General features: G+C 66.1%; 17 protein-coding genes. 4 read left to right on the forward strand and 13 right to left on the reverse strand.

All coding sequences use genetic code 11. The features are described from left to right. Window positions 1–6: 6 nt before the first annotated feature. The 7 genes from ASC95_RS21690 to cyoA form a co-directional block, all read right to left on the reverse strand. The gene (locus ASC95_RS21690) at window positions 7–564 is read right to left on the reverse strand and encodes a response regulator transcription factor (RefSeq protein WP_057299774.1); all 558 of its coding nucleotides are present in this window, start codon (window positions 562–564) and stop codon (window positions 7–9) included. Beyond that, the gene (locus tag ASC95_RS21695; RefSeq protein ID WP_057299775.1) at window positions 554–1,888 is read right to left on the reverse strand and encodes an ATP-binding protein; all 1,335 of its coding nucleotides are present in this window, start codon (window positions 1,886–1,888) and stop codon (window positions 554–556) included. The genes ASC95_RS21690 and ASC95_RS21695 overlap by 11 nt, the downstream gene beginning before the upstream one ends. Continuing rightward, window positions 1,885–2,592, reverse strand: a complete 708-nt coding sequence (locus ASC95_RS21700) for an SURF1 family protein (protein WP_057299776.1) — start codon at window positions 2,590–2,592, stop codon at window positions 1,885–1,887. The genes ASC95_RS21695 and ASC95_RS21700 overlap by 4 nt, the downstream gene beginning before the upstream one ends. A 160-nt stretch (window positions 2,593–2,752) precedes the next feature. Further along, the gene (gene cyoD, locus ASC95_RS21705) at window positions 2,753–3,142 is read right to left on the reverse strand and encodes a cytochrome o ubiquinol oxidase subunit IV (protein ID WP_057299777.1); all 390 of its coding nucleotides are present in this window, start codon (window positions 3,140–3,142) and stop codon (window positions 2,753–2,755) included. Next, the gene (cyoC, locus tag ASC95_RS21710) at window positions 3,142–3,765 is read right to left on the reverse strand and encodes a cytochrome o ubiquinol oxidase subunit III (RefSeq protein ID WP_057299778.1); all 624 of its coding nucleotides are present in this window, start codon (window positions 3,763–3,765) and stop codon (window positions 3,142–3,144) included. Before cyoC ends, cyoD begins: the two co-directional genes overlap by 1 nt. A 16-nt stretch (window positions 3,766–3,781) precedes the next feature. Then, the gene (gene cyoB / locus ASC95_RS21715; protein WP_057299779.1) at window positions 3,782–5,818 is read right to left on the reverse strand and encodes a cytochrome o ubiquinol oxidase subunit I; all 2,037 of its coding nucleotides are present in this window, start codon (window positions 5,816–5,818) and stop codon (window positions 3,782–3,784) included. A gap of 3 nt (window positions 5,819–5,821) precedes the next feature. After that, a complete protein-coding gene (gene cyoA, locus ASC95_RS21720) occupies window positions 5,822–6,886 on the reverse strand; it encodes a ubiquinol oxidase subunit II (protein WP_057299780.1) in 1,065 nt (354 codons plus the stop codon). Between the two features lie 114 nt (window positions 6,887–7,000). Between cyoA and ASC95_RS21725 the strand changes: the two genes are divergently transcribed. The 4 genes from ASC95_RS21725 to ASC95_RS21740 all read left to right on the forward strand — a co-directional run bounded on the left by ASC95_RS21725 (window position 7,001) and on the right by ASC95_RS21740 (window position 9,907). Next, complete coding sequence (locus ASC95_RS21725; RefSeq protein ID WP_057299781.1) at window positions 7,001–8,332, forward strand: MFS transporter; 1,332 nt, start codon at window positions 7,001–7,003, stop codon at window positions 8,330–8,332. A 114-nt stretch (window positions 8,333–8,446) separates the two neighbouring features. Beyond that, window positions 8,447–9,121 (forward strand): glutathione S-transferase family protein, encoded by a 675-nt coding sequence (locus tag ASC95_RS21730; RefSeq protein WP_057299782.1) that lies wholly within the window; start codon window positions 8,447–8,449, stop codon window positions 9,119–9,121. Next, window positions 9,090–9,446: a helix-turn-helix transcriptional regulator gene (locus ASC95_RS21735; RefSeq protein WP_057299783.1), complete on the forward strand. Its 357-nt coding sequence runs from the start codon at window positions 9,090–9,092 to the stop codon at window positions 9,444–9,446. The genes ASC95_RS21730 and ASC95_RS21735 overlap by 32 nt, the downstream gene beginning before the upstream one ends. Further along, window positions 9,446–9,907, forward strand: coding sequence for an SRPBCC family protein (locus tag ASC95_RS21740; RefSeq protein ID WP_057299784.1), 462 nt, complete (start codon window positions 9,446–9,448; stop codon window positions 9,905–9,907). Before ASC95_RS21735 ends, ASC95_RS21740 begins: the two co-directional genes overlap by 1 nt. On the opposite strand, the gene purL is transcribed toward ASC95_RS21740, so the two are convergent. The 6 genes from purL to ASC95_RS21770 form a co-directional block, all read right to left on the reverse strand. Beyond that, window positions 9,904–13,881, reverse strand: coding sequence for a phosphoribosylformylglycinamidine synthase (gene purL, locus ASC95_RS21745; protein ID WP_057300460.1), 3,978 nt, complete (start codon window positions 13,879–13,881; stop codon window positions 9,904–9,906). The two genes, ASC95_RS21740 and purL, sit on opposite strands and share 4 nt — an antisense overlap. Window positions 13,882–13,956: 75 nt before the next feature. Beyond that, window positions 13,957–14,364, reverse strand: coding sequence for a hypothetical protein (locus tag ASC95_RS21750; protein WP_057299785.1), 408 nt, complete (start codon window positions 14,362–14,364; stop codon window positions 13,957–13,959). After that, window positions 14,361–15,671: a TRZ/ATZ family hydrolase gene (locus ASC95_RS21755; RefSeq protein WP_057299786.1), complete on the reverse strand. Its 1,311-nt coding sequence runs from the start codon at window positions 15,669–15,671 to the stop codon at window positions 14,361–14,363. Before ASC95_RS21755 ends, ASC95_RS21750 begins: the two co-directional genes overlap by 4 nt. Window positions 15,672–15,690: 19 nt before the next feature. Further along, window positions 15,691–16,617 (reverse strand): ribokinase, encoded by a 927-nt coding sequence (locus ASC95_RS21760; RefSeq protein ID WP_057299787.1) that lies wholly within the window; start codon window positions 16,615–16,617, stop codon window positions 15,691–15,693. Window positions 16,618–16,689: 72 nt separating this feature from the next. Next, window positions 16,690–18,000, reverse strand: coding sequence for a citrate synthase (gene gltA / locus ASC95_RS21765; RefSeq protein ID WP_057299788.1), 1,311 nt, complete (start codon window positions 17,998–18,000; stop codon window positions 16,690–16,692). Window positions 18,001–18,033: 33 nt separating this feature from the next. Continuing rightward, complete coding sequence (locus tag ASC95_RS21770; protein ID WP_056196396.1) at window positions 18,034–18,294, reverse strand: succinate dehydrogenase assembly factor 2; 261 nt, start codon at window positions 18,292–18,294, stop codon at window positions 18,034–18,036. Window position 18,295 lies beyond the last annotated feature (1 nt).

Consider the following 18,295-nt stretch of genomic DNA (forward strand, 5'->3'; position numbering starts at 1 on the left):
GGATCTTCACTTGATGCGCTGCTTTTCCAGCTTGCGCGCCAGCGTGCGCCGGTGCATCCCCAAGCGCCGCGCTGTCTCGCTGATGTTGAAGCCAGTCTCGGCCAGCACCTCATGGATGCGCTCCCACTCCAGTGTCTTGATGGAGGCCGTCTGCCGCTCGGTCACTTCCACGTCGGCGTCGCCCTGCCGGCGCGCGAACGCGGCCTCAATGTCATCTGTGTTGGCGGGTTTGGCAAGATAGTGGCAGGCGCCCAGCTTGATGGCCTCGACGGCCGTGGCGATGCTGGCGTAGCCGGTCAGCACGACGATGAGGACCTCCGGGTCCCAGCCATGCAGGGCCTGTACGCAGGCCAGACCCGAAGCGCCGCCGGCCAGCTTGAGGTCAACGACGGCATGGCCGAGTTCATCGTCCTCGGGGAGCTCGTCGAGCAGGGTCTTCATGTCGTCCAGACCGGTGGCCCGCAGGCAACGCCAACCGCGGCGCTCGAAAGAGCGCGTCAGCGTGTGGGCAAAGCTGTCGTCGTCCTCGACGATCAGCAGCAAACGGTCTTCTTCAGCGGGCATGGGTGGCGGATTGTCGCGGCAGCAGCGAAGCCAGGGGCAGCGTCAGCACGACTTCTGCGCCGCCGCCCTCACGGTTGTGAGCCTCCAGCCGCCCGCCCAGCGTGCGCGCCACGTTGACCGACAGAAACAGGCCCATGCCGCGTCCCGGCTGGCCCTTGCTGCTCTGGTAGGGCTCGCCGAAATGCTTGAGACGGTCGGCGTCGAAGCCGGGGCCGTTGTCGCGCACGCTCAAGTGCAGCGTCGTTTCGTCCGGGCAGGTGGCGACGAGGGTCAGTGGCATGCCCGGTGCGGCCTCGAGGGCGTTGTCGAGCAGATTGGCGACGACCTGCTGCAGGGCGCTGTCCGAAATGATCTCGACCTCGGGCAGGCCTTTGTTGCGAACGGCCAGGTCGGCGTTGGGATGCGCCGCGCGCCAGCTCAGCGCCAAGCTGTCGATGAAGGCCTGGAGCGTCGTCAGCCGCGGCGCTTCGCCGCGCATTTCGCCGGCCGACATCAGGATGCCGGTGACGATGGCCTTGCAGCGCAGGATCTGGCGCTGCATCTCTTCGATCTCCTCGCGCAGCTCGGGCTCGCCGGCGAACGGCGCCATGTGTGCCCAGTCGCCCAGGATGACGCTGAGTGTCGCCAGCGGCGTGCCCAGCTCATGCGCGGCACCGCTGGCGAGCAGGCCCATGCGCACGATGTGCACCTCCTCGGCCGCGCGCTGCTGCAGCTCGGCCAACTCGGCGTCGCGTTGGCGCAGGTTGCGGTTGATGCGCACGATGAAGACGCTGAGCAGGGCCACGTTCAGCAAAAAGCACAGCAGCAGGCCGCCCAGGTAGTTGGGCGACAGCGTCGTCGGCGAAGAGGCGTCCAGCAGCAGTGGCCGATGCCATTGCGTCAGCAGCACGAAGCCCGACACCGCGCTCAGCATGACGCCCATCAGATAGGCCGGCCGCAGCAACACCGACGCCACCGCGACCTGCAGCAGATACAGGTAGATGAAGGGGTTGTCGCTGCCGCCGGCCAAATAAAGCTGGCCGGTCAGCACGCCGACGTCGACCAGCAGCGCAATGCAGAGCTCGATCTGCGAGACCGGGTGCGCGAGCTTGTTGCGCCAGGTGCTGAACAGGTTGAAGACGACCAGGATGCCGAGCAGGCTCAGCATCTCGGCCCAGGGCAGCGTGATCGCCAGACCGACGTGCACGACCAGCACCGTGGCGAGCTGGCCCACGACGGCCAGCCAGCGCAGCTCGATGAGCTGACGCAAGTTGGCGCGGCCCGCACGGCGCTCGGGGGCGACGGCAACAGGTTCGGCGGTGATTGGCAGCGGCGTGGTATTCAAGACGGGATGCGCCGGCGCTCTTCGCGGACGAGATAGACCGCAGCAGCCGCAGACATGGCCGCAAGCGCCAGCCAGGTGGCGGCGTAGACGGCGTGATTGTTGGCGAAACGGATGACCGTCAGGCCGGGGCGCGGCCAGCGCCTGGGCTGGGCGGGGTCGGCGGCCTCGTCGACGAAGTAAGGTGCAACGCGGTCGGCCACGCCAAGCTGGCCCGCGATGCCGGCAACGTCTCGTGAATACCAACGCCCCTCGGCAGGCACGTTCTTGCGCAAAGGGCCACCGCCGGTTTCAGTCAAGCGCAGCAGGCCTGTCAAGTCGACCTGGCCGGCAGGCGCGGCGTGCTGCTCGGGCGAGCGCCGCTCGGGCGGCACGAAGCCGCGGTTGATGAGGACGGCCGTGCCGTCATCCAGCCGCAGCGGCGCCACGACCCAGTAACCACCACCAAGTTCGGTCGTGGCTTGCACCAGCACCTCATGCGGTTCGAAGTGGCCGCGAAGGCGAAGTCGGCGGTATTCGTCGGCCTTGGAGACAAGGGCGGAAGCCGGCGGTGGAACGACGGGCTCGGCGTGAACCTGCCGTTCGACTCGGGCTATGAGGTCTTCTTTCCAGCTCAGACGCTGCAACTGCCAGATGGCCAGCGCGATGAAGCCGACGCTGGCCAGCGCCGTGGCGACAATCAGGGTGATCCTTGCCGCGCGATTCATGACGCCCTCTCGTCGTGCGTAGTGCCCGTTGCGGGCCGAGCGCCGGGCCGCTCCCTAGCCGGCCCGCTCGGGCGATGTGCTTGCGGCTCGATGCCGCAAGCATCGCCGTCCCCTCGGGGGACCGGCCAAGGTACTCCTTGGACGAGGGGCTTCACACCCGTCAGGGCATGTTGCGCATGGCGGCCGGATCCGGTGTCGGCATCATGTTGGCGTTCATGTGATACATGACCCAAACTGAGCCAGACAGCATGATGACCACGAGGGCCGCCGTGAACAGCAGCGCCAGCATGGACCAGCCCTGCTCGACCTTGGCATTCATGTGCAGGAAATAGATCATGTGCACGACCATCTGCACGGCGGCGAAGCCGAGGATGACGAAGCCGGTCAGCTTCGGCGAGGGCAGCACCTTGGCCATGACGAGCCAGAAGGGAATCGCCGTCAGGACGACGGACAGGATGAAGCCAATGGCGTAGCCCTTGTAGCTGACGTGGAAGTCTTCCTCGCCATCAAGGTGGTCGTCGTGAGCGTGATCATGTGCATGGCCGGCCATCACAGCACCCCCATGAGGTAGACGAAGGTGAAGACGCCGATCCAGACGACGTCCAGAAAGTGCCAGAACATCGACAGGCACATGAGCCGCCGGCGGTTGGCCGGTGTGAGGCCAAGCTTGTTCACCTGGATCATCAGCGTGACCAGCCAGATGCAGCCGAAGGTGACGTGCAGGCCATGGGTGCCCACCAGCGTGAAGAAGCTGGACAGGAAGGCGCTGCGGCCGGGCCCAGCGCCCTCGTGGATGAGGTGGTGGAACTCGAACAGCTCGATGCCCAGGAAGCCCAGGCCGAACAGGCCGGTGATGGCCAGCCACACCAGCAACTGGCCCTTCTTGCGCGCCTGCATCGCGATCATCGCGAAGCCATAGGTGATGGACGAGAACAGCAGCAGGCCCGTATTCACGGCCACCAGTGGCAGGTCGAACAGATCGGCGCCCGACGGGCCGGCGGCGTATGAGCGGCCCAGCACGGCGTAGACGGCGAACAGCACCGCGAAGATGAGGCAGTCGCTCATCAGGTAGAGCCAGAAGCCCAGCATGGTGCTGCCTGGCGGATGGTGGTCACCCGTGTCGTAGAAGACGATGGGCGCGCCATTGACAGGAGAAGTCACGGTTGCAGTCATGTCAGCTGTCTCCCGGTCAGGCGGCGGAGCCGGATGCCGCCGTGAGCACGCGGGTGCGCTCGTCCTCGGTGCGGGTTACCGCATTGGCCGGGATGTGGAAGTCGCGGTTGTAGTTGAAGGTGTGAACGATGGACGCGATGACGGTGGCAGCAAAGCTCGCCGCTGCAATCCAGTACATATGCCAGATCAACGCGAAGCCCATGGCCGTGGCCAGCATGGCGATGATGAAGCCGGCGCCGGTGTTCTTGGGCATGTGAATGTCGACGAAGCCGCTGCGCGGGCGCTCGGCGCCGCGCTGCTTCATGTCGTACCAGGCATCCATCTCGTGGGCGATGGGCGTGAAGGCAAAGTTGTAGTCCGGCGGCGGCGAGGACGTGGACCACTCCAGCGTACGGCCACCCCAGATGTCGCCCGTCGTATCACGCAGCTCCTTGCGGCGCATGATGCTGACGGCGATCTGGATCAGGAAGGCGGCGATGCCCAGGGCGACGATGCCCGCGCCGATCGCCGCGATGACGAACCAGATCTGCAGCGACGGGTCATCAAAGTGGCTGACGCGGCGCGTGATGCCCATCAGGCCGAGCACGTACAGCGGCGCGAACGCGACCCAGAAGCCGATGAACCAGCACCAGAACGAGACCTTGCCCCAGAAGGCGTCCAGGCGGAAGCCGAAGGCCTTGGGGAACCAGTAGTTGATGCCGGCGAACACGCCGAACACGACGCCACCGATGATGACGTTGTGAAAGTGGGCAATCAGGAACAGGCTGTTGTGCAGCACGAAGTCGGCCGCCGGCACGGCCAGCAGCACGCCGGTCATGCCGCCCACCGTGAAGGTGATCATGAAGCCCACGGTCCAAAGCATCGGCACTTCGAACTTGATGCGCCCGCGGTACATCGTGAACAGCCAGTTAAAGATCTTGGCGCCAGTCGGGATCGAGATGATCATCGTCGTGATGCCGAAGAAGCTGTTCACGCTGGCGCCAGAGCCCATCGTGAAGAAGTGGTGCAGCCAGACGAGGTACGACAGGATGGTGATGACCACCGTGGCATAGACCATGGACGCATAGCCGAACAGCTTCTTGCGGCTGAAGGTGGACACGACTTCCGAGAAGATGCCGAACACCGGCAGCACCAGGATGTAGACCTCGGGGTGGCCCCAGATCCAGATCAGGTTCACGTAGAGCATGGCGTTGCCGCCAAGGTCGTTGGTGAAGAAGTTGGTGCCGAGGTAACGGTCCGCCGTCAGCAGCGCCAGCGTGGCGGCCAGCACGGGGAAGGTCGCGACGATCAGCACGTTGGTGCACAGCGACGTCCACGTGAAGACGGGCATCTTCATCATGGTCATGCCGGGTGCACGCATCTTGATGATGGTGGCGATCAGGTTGATGCCCGACAGCGTCGTGCCCACGCCCGCAATCTGCAGCGACCAGAGGTAGTAGTCCACTCCCACATCAGGACTCGCAAGGATGCCCGACAGCGGCGGGTAGGCCAGCCAGCCGGTCTTGGCGAACTCGCCGATGAACAGCGAGATCATGACCAGCACGGCGCCGCCGGCCGTCATCCAGAAGCTGAAGTTGTTCAGGAACGGGAAGGCGACGTCGCGCGCGCCGATCTGCAGCGGCACGACGTAGTTCATGAAGCCGGTCACGAAGGGCATCGCGACGAAGAAGATCATGATGACGCCGTGGGCCGTGAAGACCTGGTCGTAGTGGTGCGGCGGCAGGAAGCCGGCGTTGTCGGCAAAGGCCATGGCCTGGTGCGCCCGCATCATCAGCGCGTCCGCGAAGCCGCGCAGCAGCATCACCACCCCAAGGATGATGTACATGATGCCGATCTTCTTGTGGTCGATACTGGTGATCCAGTCACGCCACAGATGGCCCCAGAGCTTGAACTTGGTGACCAGCGCGAACACCAGGGCGCCACCCAGCGCCACGGCGATGAAGGTGGCGACGAGGATGGGCTCGTGCAGCGGCAGCGCGTCCCAGCCGAGCCGGCCAAGGATGGGGTGCAATTGATCGGCAGCCTGGTGCTGCGCAACGACGGCGTTGGACATGGCTCAGTTCTTCGCAGAGGTGTCGGCCTCGACGGGCAGACCCAGCAGGTTGGTCGGTGTGCACAGCGCGGCGACGACGGTGCGCTCGCGCGAGGTGCCCTCGGCATCGCGCCACGGGCTGCGCATCGTGCTGGCCACGCCGCCCTTGCCGGCGCCGCCGGCGGCGTCGATGGCCATCATCTGGCTGGCGCACATCTTCTTGCCGTCGACGCAGCGGTCGACGATGGCGCTCCACAGGCCGGGCTCGACGCTGGCGAAGCGGCGGATCGGTTCCTTGGTGCTGGGCTGCTCGAGCTTGACGACCTCAGCGCGGGTCAGCGCGCCGCCGCCGGTCTTGTTGCCATCGACCCAGCGCGCGAACTCTTCGTCCGTCAGGCCGTGGAACTTGAAGCGCATGTCCGAGAAGCCCGCGCCGCTGTAATGGGCCGACAGGCCGTCATAGATGCCGGCCTTGTTGATGACGGCGTGCAGCTGCGTCTCCATGCCCGGCATCGTGTAGATCATGCCGGCCAGCGCGGGCACATAGAAGGTGTTCATCACCGTCGTCGAGGTGAAGCGGAAGTGGATGGGGCGGTCCACCGGCGCAGCCAGTTCATTGACGGTCGCAATGCCCTGTTCGGGATAGATGAACAGCCATTTCCAGTCCATCGACACCGCATAGACCTCCAGCGGCTTCACATCGGCAGCGATGGGCTTGCCTTCGGCGATGCGGTCCAGCGGGCGGAAGGGGTCGAGCTTGTGGGTGCTGATCCAGGTGATGGCGCCCAGCGCGATGATGATCAGCAGCGGCGCGCCCCAGATGACGAGTTCCAGGCGTGTGGAATGGTCCCAGTCCGGCGCATAGGTCGCCTCGGTGTTGGACTGCCGGTAACGATAGGCAAAGAACAGCGTCAGCGCGATCACCGGGACGATGATCAGCAGCATCAGCAGCGTCGACGTGACAATGAGCTGGGCCTGCTGTTGCGCGATGTCGCCATGCGGCTTCATCACGATCCAATCGCAGCCAGACAAAGCGAAGCTGGCTGACAAGACCAGGGCGCTGTTGAGGAGAGACTTGTTGGGGTACATCCTGAGGCGCGCGCCAGGGTTAACGATCTTGCACGCAGCGATGGAATGTAAGTTGATTGAGGTAAATCAACGATTGGACATTTTGTCCAAGGCACAGACGGAGACAAGCCCGAAATGGCAGTTGCAGGTAGTACTTTCCATAGCCCCCAATCGGGTCCGCTGACCACCCGGACCGACGAAGACCTGGCCCCCGGCGACATCGCGGTGGGGGTCATCATCGGGCGCGCGTCCGAGTATTTCGACTTCTTCGTCTTCGGCATCGCCTCGGTGCTGGTCTTCCCACAGGTCTTCTTCCCTTTTGCCGACCGCCTGACCGGCACCCTCTACGCCTTCCTGGTCTTTGCGCTGGCATTCGTCGTCCGACCGGTCGGCACGCTGATCGGCATGGCCATCCAGCGCCATTTCGGCCGCTCCGCCAAGCTGACCGCCGCCCTCTTCCTGCTGGGCTGCTCCACGGTCGGCATGGGCCTGCTGCCCGGGTATGCCGAGGCCGGCAGCGCTGCCATCTGGCTGCTGGCGCTCGCCCGCGTCGGCCAGGGCCTCGCGCTGGGTGGTTCCTGGGACGGCCTGCCCTCCCTGCTGGCCCTGAACGCCCCGCCCGACCGCCGCGGCTGGTACGCCATGCTGGGCCAGCTCGGCGCGCCGCTGGGATTCTTTGTGGCCTCGGGCGTGTTCCTGTACGTGTTCAGCAGCCTGGACGCGAAAGACTTCCTGACCTGGGGCTGGCGCTTCCCCTTCTTCACGGCTTTCGCCATCAACGTCGTCGCACTGTTCGCCCGTCTGCGCCTGGTCGTCACGCACGAGTACGAGAAGCGCATGGAAGAGCATGAGCTCGACCCGGCCTATCTGCGCGAGCTGCTGCCGGCTCAAGGGCACCACATCGTCATCGGCGCCTTTGCCGCCCTGGCCAGCTATGCGCTCTTCCATCTGGTGACGGTGTTCCCGCTGTCCTGGGTGGCGTTGTCCGATGCGCAAGGTGTCGACGACTTCATGAAGATGGAACTGCTCGGTGCGGCCTTTGCTGCCGTGGCCATGCCCATGTCCGGGCTGATCGCCGACAAGATCGGCCGACGCAGCTACCTGGGCGCCATGGCCATGGCCATCGGCGTGTTCGCACTGTTCGCACCGTTCATGCTCGGCGGTGGCAAACCCGGGCAGGCGGCCTTCATCCTGATTGGTTTCGTGCTGCTGGGCCTGTCCTACGGCCAGTCGGCAGGCTCGGTCACGTCCAACTTCCTGCCGCACTTCCGCTACACCGGCGCGGCGCTGACGGCCGACATGGCCTGGCTGCTGGGCGCGGCCTTTGCGCCCGTCGTGGCCCTTTTCCTGTCCTCACGGTTCGGGCTGGTGTCCCTCAGCCTCTACCTGCTGTCGGGCGTCGTGTGCACGCTGGTGGCACTGCGGGTGAACAAGCGGCTGCAGGCGGCAGCGGTGGTGCAGGACTGATCCGGTTCGCCATCCAGACAAGGCGGGCCGAGGTCCGCCTTTGTTTTGCCTCGACAGTTTCCTTTGTCTGAAAGTTTCCATACACTTAGCCATCGTGGAAACTTTAGAGCCACCATGTCCCTGACCCTGCACTACCACCCGCTGTCCTCCTATTGCTGGAAGGTCCTGATCGCCCTCTACGAGAACGGCGTGCCTTTCGAAGCCCGCGCTGTCAATCTCGGCGACCCGGCGGCACGCGCGGCCTATGCAGCGCTCTGGCCCACGGCCAAGATCCCGCTGCTGGTCGACGGGGACCGTGTCGTGCCCGAGACCTCGATCCAGATTGAGTACCTGGACCGCCACCATCCGGGAGCCGTACAGATGCTGCCCGATGAATTCGAGGCGCAGTTGGAGGTGCGCCTCTGGGACCGTGTCTTCGATCTGCACGTGATGACGCCCATGCAGCGCTTCATTGCCCAGCAGCTGCGCCCCGAGGCCGAGCGCGACGCGGCCACCCTGACCGGCACCGTCAACGACTTGGGGCTGGCCTATGACCTCATTGAAAGCCGCCTAGGCGACCACGCCTGGGCAGCAGGGGATGCCTTCACGATGGCCGACTGCGCTGCCGCACCTGCGCTGTTCTACGCCGCCATCGTGCGGCCGTTCTCGCCGGCCCACGTCAAGCTCAACGCCTATTTCGAGCGCCTGCTGGCTCGCCCCTCGGTCTGGCGCTGCATTGTCGAGGCTCGCCCCGTCTTCCAGTACTACCCTCTGCGCCATGCCCTCCCCGCCCGCTTCCTCTCCGACTGAACCGGCGCGGCTGGACCGGCTCTTCGCAGCGCTGGCGGACGGCAACCGTCGTGCCATGGTCGACCAGTTGGCGCGCGGGCCAGCCTCGGTGTCGGACCTGGCCAAACCGCTGTCTCTTCGCCTCCCCTCCGCGCTGAAGCACCTTGCGGTGCTGGAGGCTGGCGGTGTCGTGCAGTCAGACAAGGCCGGCCGCGTGCGCACCTACCGCATCGCGCCTGATGCCTTTGGCGGGCTGGAGGCCTGGGTGGCCGAGCGCAAGGCGATGTGGCACCAACAGTTCGATGCCCTCGACGCCCTTCTCGCAGAACAGGAAAAGCAACCTTGATGACGACGACTCCCGCGGTCCACACCAGCTTCGTGCTGGAGCGCCGCTTCAAGGCCTCGGCCGCCCGCGTGTTCGCCGCCTGGGCCGACCCCGCCACCAAGCTGCGCTGGTCTGACTGCCATGCCGAGACGAACGCGACCGAGTTCAGCATGGACTTCCGCCCCGGCGGCCAGGAGACCTACCGCAGCGCGCTGCCGGACGGCACCCAGCTGGCCGTCGACAAGGTCTTCCTCGACATCGTGCCGAACGCGCGCATCGTGTTCGCCTACTCGATGGCGGCAGACGGCCGCGCGCTGTCGGCGTCCCTGGTCACGGTGGAGCTTGCCAACACTCCGGCGGGCTCGACGCTGAAGCTGACCGAGCAGCTCGTCTATCTCGACGGTCACCAGGACCTGGCGCAGCGCCGGCGCGGGACCGAGGAGGGCCTCGACCGGCTGCTGCTCGAAGTCGACGCGATTTAGCCGAGCGCCTTCCGCGCGTTCTGGAACATCCGCAGCCACGGGCTGTGCTGCGCGCGGTCGCCGCTCGTCCAGCTCATCTGCACGTTGCGGAAGACGCGCTCAGGGTGGGGCATCAGCGCCGTGAAGCGGCCGTCCGGCGTGGTTACCGAGGTCAGGCCGCCCGGGCTGCCGTTCGGGTTGAACGGATAGGCCTCGGTCGCCTGGCCGTGGTTGTCGACAAAGCGCATCGCGGGGATGACCTTGCCCGCATCCCCCTGGCGCGCGAAGTTCGCGAAACCCTCGCCGTGAGCGACGGCGATGGGCGCGCGGCTGCCGGCCATGTCCTTGAAGAAGACGCTGGGCGAATCCAGTACCTCCACGAGTGCCAGCCGCGCCTCGTACTGCTCGCTCTGGTTGCGCGTGAACCGCGGCCAAGCCTCGGCGCCCGGGATGATGGGCGCGAGTGCGGCCAGCATCTGGCAGCCGTTGCAGACGCCCAGCGCCAGCGTGTCGGAGCGCGAGAAGAAGGCGCGGAACTGCTCGGTCAGCACCTGGTTGAACATGATGCTGCGCGCCCAGCCTTCACCGGCACCCAGGGTGTCGCCGTAGCTGAAGCCGCCGCAGGCCACAAAGGCCGCAAAGCCCTCCAGCTTGACCGCGCCCGACTGCAGGTCACTCATATGCACGTCGAAGCTGTCGAAGCCGCCCAGCGACATCGCATAGGCCATCTCGACATGCGAGTTGACGCCCTGCTCGCGCAGGATCGCGACCTTCGGCTTCGCGCCGGTGTTGACGAACGGGGCTTCGGGCGTGAACGTCAGGTGGACGTGCAGGCCGGGATCATCGGCCTTGCCAGCCGCGGCATGCTCGGCGTCCGCGCCAGCCGGGTTGTCACGAAGCTTGGCGATCCGCCAGCTCACCTCGTCCCAGGTCTGCTGCAGCGTCGTCAGGTCGGCGCCGAAGACCTTCTTCGCATCGCGCCAGACTTCCATCTGCCGCGCCGCATTCGGCTTGGCCACCACATGCGAGTGCCGGGACAGACCATGCGCGCGCAGCACCTGCATGACGGCATCACGATCCGCCGCGCGCACCTGGATCAGCGCACCCAGCTCCTCGCTGAACAGGGCCTTGAGCGTCAGTTCCTCGCGGCGGGCGCTGACCTGGGCGGCCCAGTTCTTGGAGTCGCCCATGTCGGCGCGGCTGTCGCTGATGCCGTCGCCTTCGGTGACCAGCATGTCGACGTTCAGGCTCAAGCCGGTCTGGCCGGCAAAGGCCATCTCGCAGGCCGCCGCCCACAGGCCGCCGTCCGAACGGTCGTGATAGGCCAGCAGCTTGCCCGCGGCACGCAGTTCGTTGATCGCATTGACCAGTGCGACCAGCTGTTGAGGCTCGTCCAGGTCCGGCACATCGCTGCCGAACTGGTTCAGCGTCTGCGCCAGGATGGAGCCGGCCATGCGGTGCTTGCCTTGGCCCAGGTCGATGAGGATGGCGCAGGAGTCTTCGCGCTGCCATTCCGGCGTCAGCGTGCCGCGCACGTCGGCGATGCTGGCAAAGGCCGTGACGATCAGCGACACCGGCGCGGTGACCTGCTTGTCGTCCCCTCCTTCGCTCCACTTCGTGCGCATCGACAAGGAATCCTTGCCGACCGGGATCGAAATGCCCAGCGCCGGGCACAGCTCCATGCCGACAGCCTTGACCGTGTCGAACAGTGCGGCGTCTTCGCCCGGCTCGCCGCAGGCCGCCATCCAGTTGGCGCTGAGCTTCACGCGCGACAGCTCGAAGGGCGCGGCCAGCAGGTTGGTGACGGCCTCGGCCACAGCCATGCGACCCGACGCCGGTGCGTTGACGGACGCCAGCGGCGTGCGCTCGCCCATGCTCATCGCTTCGCCGGCAAAGCCGTTGAAGTCCGCCAGCGTGACGGCGCAGTCCGCCACCGGCACCTGCCAGGGGCCGACCATCTGGTCGCGGTGATTGAGGCCGCCGACCGTGCGGTCGCCGATGGTGACGAGGAAGCGCTTGCTGGCGACGGTCGGGTGGCGCAGCACGTCGAACGCCGCCTGCTCCAGCTTGACGCCGGACAGGTCCAGCGCGCCGCCATCATGCGCCACGCGCTTCACATCGCGCTGCATCTTGGGCGGCTTGCCCAGCAGCACGTCCATCGGCATGTCGATGGGGTGGTCCGTGACTTCGGTGTCGCCGTCCACCAGCTTCAGATCACGCTCCTCGGTGACGACACCGACGACGGCGAAGGGGCAGCGCTCGCGAGCGCACATCGCCGCAAAGCGCTCCAGGCTGCCCGGTGCGATGGCCAGCACATAGCGCTCCTGGCTCTCGTTGCACCAGATTTCCTTCGGCGCCAGGCCCGACTCCTCCAGCGGCACCTTGCGCAGGTCGAAGCGCGCACCGCGGCCGGCATCGTTGACCAGTTCGGGGAAGGCGTTCGAGATGCCGCCTGCGCCGACGTCGTGGATGGCCAGCACCGGGTTCTCGGGCCCGAGGCCCCAGCAGTGGTTGATGACCTCCTGCGCGCGACGCTCGATCTCGGGATTGCCGCGCTGAACGGAGTCGAAGTCCAGGTCCGCGGTGTTGGTGCCTGCCGCCATCGACGACGCCGCGCTGCCGCCCATGCCAATGCGCATGCCCGGGCCACCCAACTGGATGAGCAGGCTGCCTGCCGGGAACTCGATCTTCCTGGTCAGGTCGGAGCGGATGGTGCCCAGGCCGCCGGCGATCATGATGGGCTTGTGATAGCCGCGGCGGATGCCGTCCACCGTCTGCTCGTAGACGCGGAAATAGCCCGCCAGATTGGGCCGGCCGAATTCGTTGTTGAAGGCCGCGCCACCGAGCGGGCCCTCGATCATGATCTGCAGCGCCGAGGCGATGTGGGCCGGCTTGCCGACCGGGTCCTGTTCCCAGGATTCACTCAGACCTGGCAGATGCAGGTTGGACACCGAGAAGCCGGTCAGGCCCGCCTTGGGCTTGGAGCCGCGACCCGTCGCTCCCTCGTCACGAATTTCGCCGCCCGCGCCCGTGGACGCGCCCGGGAAGGGCGAGATGGCGGTCGGGTGGTTGTGCGTCTCCACCTTCATCAGCACCTCGGCCTGCTCGGCGCGGGCCGTGTAAGCCGAGCCCGGCGCGTCAGCAGCCATCCAGCGCTGGATGGCATGGCCTTCCATGATGGCGGCGTTGTCCGAGTAGGCGACGACCGTGTGTTGCGGGTTCAGCTTCTCGGTGTTGCGGATCATGCCGAACAGCGAGAGCGGCTGGGCCTCGCCGTCGACGATGAAGCTCGCGTTGAAGATCTTGTGCCGGCAGTGTTCGCTGTTGGCCTGGGCGAACATCATCAGCTCGACGTCGCTGGGGTTGCGGCCCAGCTTCCTGAAGTTGGTGTCGAGGTAGTCGATCTCGTCGGCCGACAGGGCCAGGCCGAATTCGACATTGGCCTTTTCCAGCGCCGCCCTGCCCTGCCCCAGCACGTCGACATGCGCCAGCGGTTCCGCGGTGCGCTCGTCGAACAGATGGGCGGTGGCTTCGCGGGTGAAGCACACCGACTCGGTCATGCGGTCGTGCAGCAGTTCGGCGCAAGCCTGCAGGTCGGCCTCGCTCAGCGACTTGGCACCACCGAGCAGGCCGGGCTTGAGCGCGACACGGTATTCAACGACACGCTCGACTCGCTTGAGCGCCAGGCCGCAGTTGCGTGCAATGTCGGTGGCCTTGGACGCCCAGGGGCTGACCGTGCCGAAGCGCGGCGCCACGACGACGAGGTCGCCGCTGGCCGCAGCCTCGGCCGGTTCGCCATAGGTCAGCAGCGCCTCGAAGCGCTCTCGTGCGTCGCCCGCCATCGCCGTGTCGGTCCAGACCCAGTGCACCGCGCGGGCGCTGACGGCGCTGATGCGCTCGTTGACCTGTTGCAGCCTGCCCAGCAGGGCTTGGGCACGGAAGGCGGACAAGGCGTTGCCGCCCTCGAAACATTGCAGATGCAGGGTGCGGGTCATGGCGTCGGGAGGCGGGGCCGCGCGGCCGGCGTAAGGGGAAACCAGCATTCTAGGCGGCAGGACGCCCTGTGCCGGCTATGCGACCAGACTCAGGCCACGGCTTTGCAGCCAGGCCTCGGCTTCGGCGACGCTGGCGCAGCCGTGGAAGTTGGTCAGCATGGCGGCGCGAGCCGCCATCGGCTGGATGATGAGGGCCTGGAAACTGTCCGGGATGACCGTGGCCGCGGCGACGAGATCATGGGCCAGGGCATCCTCGAAGAAGGCCCAGATGCCATCCAGCGCCTCGGGCGTCGCGCCTTCCCAGGCGGCCGTGTCGCTCAGCAGGCCCCAGGGGCGACCTCCACGCTCACGGGCCAGGCGGCCGCCCTCTTCGCGCAGCCGCGTGGCAGCCACCTCGTTCCAGATCCCTTCAAGGCGCAGAACCAGCACATCGCCACGCCAATTGAGGCTGAAGCGGCCGTGCTGGCTCCACGCTCGGGTCATGGCGCTTTCATTCGGCCGACGACGTCGCGTACATCGGCCATCAGTGCGGGAACATCGATCGTGACCGGCTGGCGCTCGCGCAGCACCTGGCGGCCGCCGATCCAGACATTGCTGACATGCTCACGGCCGGCCACATAGACGAGCTGGGCCGCGGCGTTGTACACGGGCTGGCATTCGATGCTGTCCAGCGACACGGCCACGCAGTCGGCCAGCTTGCCGACTTCCAGCGAGCCCAGGTCGTCGCTTCGGCCCATGGCCTTGGCAGCTCGGACCGTGGCCATCTCCAGCGCAGTGCGTGCGGACGCAACCGTCGGGTCACCGGTGATGCCCTTGGCTAACAGTGCTGCTGAGCGGATCTCACCGAACATGTCGAGACGATTATTGGACGCCGCGCCATCGGTGCCAAGCACCGTGTTGACACCGGCGGCCTCCAGCGTCTTCAACGGCATGACGCCCGAGGCCAGCTTGAGGTTGGAATTGGGGTTGTGTACCAAGTGCACCCCATTCTTTGCCATCAGCTCGATCTCATCGTTATTGAGATGCACCATGTGGACCGCGATCATGCGTTCATTCATCAGCCCCAGCTTAGTCAGCCGTTCCAGCGGCCGCACGCCGAACTGTTTCAAACCGTCTTCCACTTCGCCCGCCGTCTCGTGGATGTGGCAGTGCATCTGGATGTCGAGCTTCTCGGCCAGGTCGCGCAGCTTGATGAAGGTCTCGTCGGACACCGTGTAGGGCGCATGCGGCGCACTGGTCCAGTCCAGCAGCTTCTCACCCTTGTACTGTTCGTAGGCGGCAATGCCTTTGGCGATGTAGTCGTCCGGGCCGCTGGCATAGCTGGTCGGGAAGTCGATGACATTCATCGACACGGCGGCACGCACGCCCGAATCCACGGCGGCACGGGCCATCGCGGTCGGGAAGAAGTACATGTCGTTGATGTAGGTCGTGCCACTGCGCAGGCCTTCGGCTGCCGCGAGCTTGGAGCCGAGGTAGGTCCATTCCTCGCTGACCCACTTCTTTTCCAGCGGCCAGATGTGGTTTTGCAGCCAGTCCATCAGCGGCACGTCATCGGCGACGCCCCGCAGCAGCGTCATGGCCGAGTGGGCATGGGCGTTGATGAGGCCTGGAATGAGGATCTGCTCGGGCAGTTCGACGCGAGCGGCTTGCGGATATTGGGTCAACAGCGTCTCGCGCGGGCCGACGGCCGCGATGCGCTCGCCATCGATCAGCAGCGCGTGGTATTCCAGCGTGTCTTCGCCGGCCTTCATGGTCAGCAGCCAGCGGGGCAGCAGCAGGGTCTGGGACATCTTGTTCTCCTTGTGCGATTCAGTTCGATTCGGCGAGCAGTTGCTCGACTTCGGCGCGGCGCGGCATCGCGTCCTGCACGCCGGCGCGAGACACGGCCAGCGCTGCAGCCGCCTGGGCAAACGCGAGCGCGTTCGCGATGGGCTGGCCCTCAGCCAACGCGGTGATGAGGGCACCGACGAGGGTATCGCCAGCGCCGACGGTGTCGACGGCCTTCACAACACGGGCGGGCACGCGGCGGACGCCTTCCGCGTCGATCCAGCACAGGCCTTCGGCGCCCAACGACACGAGGACCGCCGCCGGCCCCTTGGCGCGCAAAGCCCGGGCCAGCGTCTCGGGCTCGGCGGCGCCACCGCCGAGCGTCGTGATCAGGGCCTGGGCCTCCAGCGCATTGACGACGAGCAGGTCGACCAACGGCAACAAAGCCTCACAACCGGCGCGAAACGGTGCTGCGTTCAGCACAGTCTTCACACCGGCCGCGCGGGCGCGTTCGAAGGCTCGGGCGACGCTTTGCAGCGGCAACTCCTGCTGGGCGATCAGCCAGCGCAGACCCGCCATGTCGAGGGCTTCGACCTGCTCCAGCGGCAACATGCCGTTGGAGCCGGCGACGGTGACGATCTGGTTCTCCGCGTCCTCGGCACCGACGACGATGAGCGCCACGCCGGGCACCTCGTCGGCGGGCTGGGCAATCGCGCGCGTGTCGACGCCTTCCGCGATCAGTTGGGTCACCATGGCTGCGCCGTTTTCCAGCAGGCCCACCCGTGCGGCCAGGGCCACGCGCGCGCCCAGGCGCGCCGCGGCCACGGCCTGGTTGGCGCCCTTGCCACCCAGGCAGGAGCCGAATCGCTGGCCGCGCAGCGTCTCGCCCGGCAATGGCAGGCGTGGCGCATGCACGATGAGATCGCGGTTGACGCTGCCGAGGACGAGGATCTCAGGTGCTGTGGACATGGGCTGTTGGGGTCTCCAAAACGACCGAACCCCTCGGGGGTGCCGAGGGGTTCGAGGCGGACGAGGCGCCAATCAGCGCTGGGCGATGGGCTTGACGTCGCGCGGTGCAGCGCCGACGAAGAGCTGGCGCGGCCGGCCGATCTTGTACTCGGGGTCGCCAATCATCTCATTGAGCTGGGCGATCCAGCCGACCGTGCGGGCCAGCGCGAAGATGGCGGTGAACAGCGGCACCGGGATGCCGATGGCGCGCTGCACGATGCCGGAGTAGAAGTCGACGTTCGGATACAGCTTGCGGGCGACGAAGTACTCGTCTTCCAGCGCGATCTTTTCCAGCTTCATGGCCAGCTCGAACAGCGGGTCGTTCTGCAGGCCCAGTTCATTGAGCACCTCGTGGCAGGTCTCGCGCATCAGCTTGGCGCGCGGGTCGTAGTTCTTGTAGACACGGTGGCCAAAACCCATCAGCTTGACGCCCGAGTTCTTGTCCTTGACCTTGCTGACGAACTCGCCGATGCGGGCGACGCCGCCCTGCTTCTGGATGTCGCCGAGCATGTTCAGTGCCGCCTCGTTGGCGCCGCCGTGAGCCGGGCCCCACAGGCAGGCCACGCCGGCGGCGATGGCGGCGAACGGGTTGGTACCCGACGAGCCGCACAGGCGCACGGTGGACGTGGACGCGTTCTGCTCGTGGTCGGCGTGCAGCGTGAAGATGCGGTCCATCGCGCGCACCAGCACGTCGTTGGGCTTGTAGTCCTCGCAGGGCGTGGCAAACATCATGCGCATGAAGTTGCCGGCGTAGCTGAGGTCGTTCTGCGGGTAGATGTAGGGCTGGCCGATGGTGTACTTGTAGGCCATCGACACCAGCGTCGGCATCTTGGCGATCAGGCGGATGGCCGAGATCTCGCGGTGCTCGGGGTTATTGATGTCGGTGCTGTCGTGATAGAACGAAGACATCGCACCCACCAGGCCCGTCATGACGGCCATCGGGTGAGCGTCACGGCGGAAACCGCGCAGGAAGAACTGCATCTGCTCGTTGACCATGGTGTGGTGCATCACACGGTCTTCGAAGTTGGCCTTCTCGGCCGCGTTGGGCAGCTCTCCGTAGAGCAGCAGGTAGCAGGTCTCGAGGTAGTCGCAGTTCACCGCCAACTGGTCGATGGGGTAGCCGCGGTACAGCAGCTCACCCTTGTCGCCGTCGATGTAGGTGATCGTCGAGTTGCACGACGCCGTCGACAGGAAGCCGGGGTCGTAGGTGAACTTGCCGGTCTGGGCGTAGAGCTTGCGGATGTCGATGACATCCGGGCCGATGCTGCCCTTGTACAGCGGCAGGTCCATCGAAGGGCTGCCGTCGGAGAACGACAGGGTGGCTTTCACGTCGGACGGGGTCATGGTGCAGTCCTTTGAGGCTTTGAAAAACTGGAGTCAGGTGCGCAGATCGGCGAGCACGCCTCGCACGGCAATGGTGTCGATTTCACCACTGGGTTCCTTGCGGCGCAGTAACAGATCCAAAAGGTCGTTGTCGGCCAGGTCCATCAGGGCGGTCAGGCCTTCGGCATGGCTGAGGCTGATACCCTCGGGATGACGGTTGAAGAAGCGCTCGATGAAGATGTCGTTCTCCAGCAGGCCCCGACGGCAGCGCCAGCGCAGCTTGGAGAGTTCCCGTTCACCGATCACTTCAGCCATC

The organism is Pelomonas sp. Root1217, assembly GCF_001425705.1.
GTDB lineage: Bacteria > Pseudomonadota > Gammaproteobacteria > Burkholderiales > Burkholderiaceae_C > Pelomonas.

Bases quoted from the DNA above. Each gene is read 5' to 3' on its own strand.
- purL (WP_057300460.1), bottom strand. From the start codon at position 13,881: ATGACCCGCACCCTGCATCTGCAATGTTTCGAGGGCGGCAACGCCTTG.
- ASC95_RS21760 (WP_057299787.1), bottom strand. From the start codon at position 16,617: ATGTCCACAGCACCTGAGATCCTCGTCCTCGGCAGCGTCAACCGCGAT.
- ASC95_RS21725 (WP_057299781.1), top strand. From the start codon at position 7,001: ATGGCAGTTGCAGGTAGTACTTTCCATAGCCCCCAATCGGGTCCGCTG.
- gltA (WP_057299788.1), bottom strand. From the start codon at position 18,000: ATGACCCCGTCCGACGTGAAAGCCACCCTGTCGTTCTCCGACGGCAGC.
- ASC95_RS21750 (WP_057299785.1), bottom strand. From the start codon at position 14,364: ATGACCCGAGCGTGGAGCCAGCACGGCCGCTTCAGCCTCAATTGGCGT.
- ASC95_RS21755 (WP_057299786.1), bottom strand. From the start codon at position 15,671: ATGTCCCAGACCCTGCTGCTGCCCCGCTGGCTGCTGACCATGAAGGCC.
- cyoA (WP_057299780.1), bottom strand. From the start codon at position 6,886: ATGTACCCCAACAAGTCTCTCCTCAACAGCGCCCTGGTCTTGTCAGCC.
- ASC95_RS21740 (WP_057299784.1), top strand. From the start codon at position 9,446: ATGACGACGACTCCCGCGGTCCACACCAGCTTCGTGCTGGAGCGCCGC.
- ASC95_RS21770 (WP_056196396.1), bottom strand. From the start codon at position 18,294: ATGGCTGAAGTGATCGGTGAACGGGAACTCTCCAAGCTGCGCTGGCGC.
- cyoB (WP_057299779.1), bottom strand. From the start codon at position 5,818: ATGTCCAACGCCGTCGTTGCGCAGCACCAGGCTGCCGATCAATTGCAC.
- ASC95_RS21700 (WP_057299776.1), bottom strand. From the start codon at position 2,592: ATGAATCGCGCGGCAAGGATCACCCTGATTGTCGCCACGGCGCTGGCC.
- ASC95_RS21735 (WP_057299783.1), top strand. From the start codon at position 9,090: ATGCCCTCCCCGCCCGCTTCCTCTCCGACTGAACCGGCGCGGCTGGAC.
- cyoC (WP_057299778.1), bottom strand. From the start codon at position 3,765: ATGACTGCAACCGTGACTTCTCCTGTCAATGGCGCGCCCATCGTCTTC.
- ASC95_RS21690 (WP_057299774.1), bottom strand. From the start codon at position 564: ATGCCCGCTGAAGAAGACCGTTTGCTGCTGATCGTCGAGGACGACGAC.
- cyoD (WP_057299777.1), bottom strand. From the start codon at position 3,142: ATGGCCGGCCATGCACATGATCACGCTCACGACGACCACCTTGATGGC.
- ASC95_RS21730 (WP_057299782.1), top strand. From the start codon at position 8,447: ATGTCCCTGACCCTGCACTACCACCCGCTGTCCTCCTATTGCTGGAAG.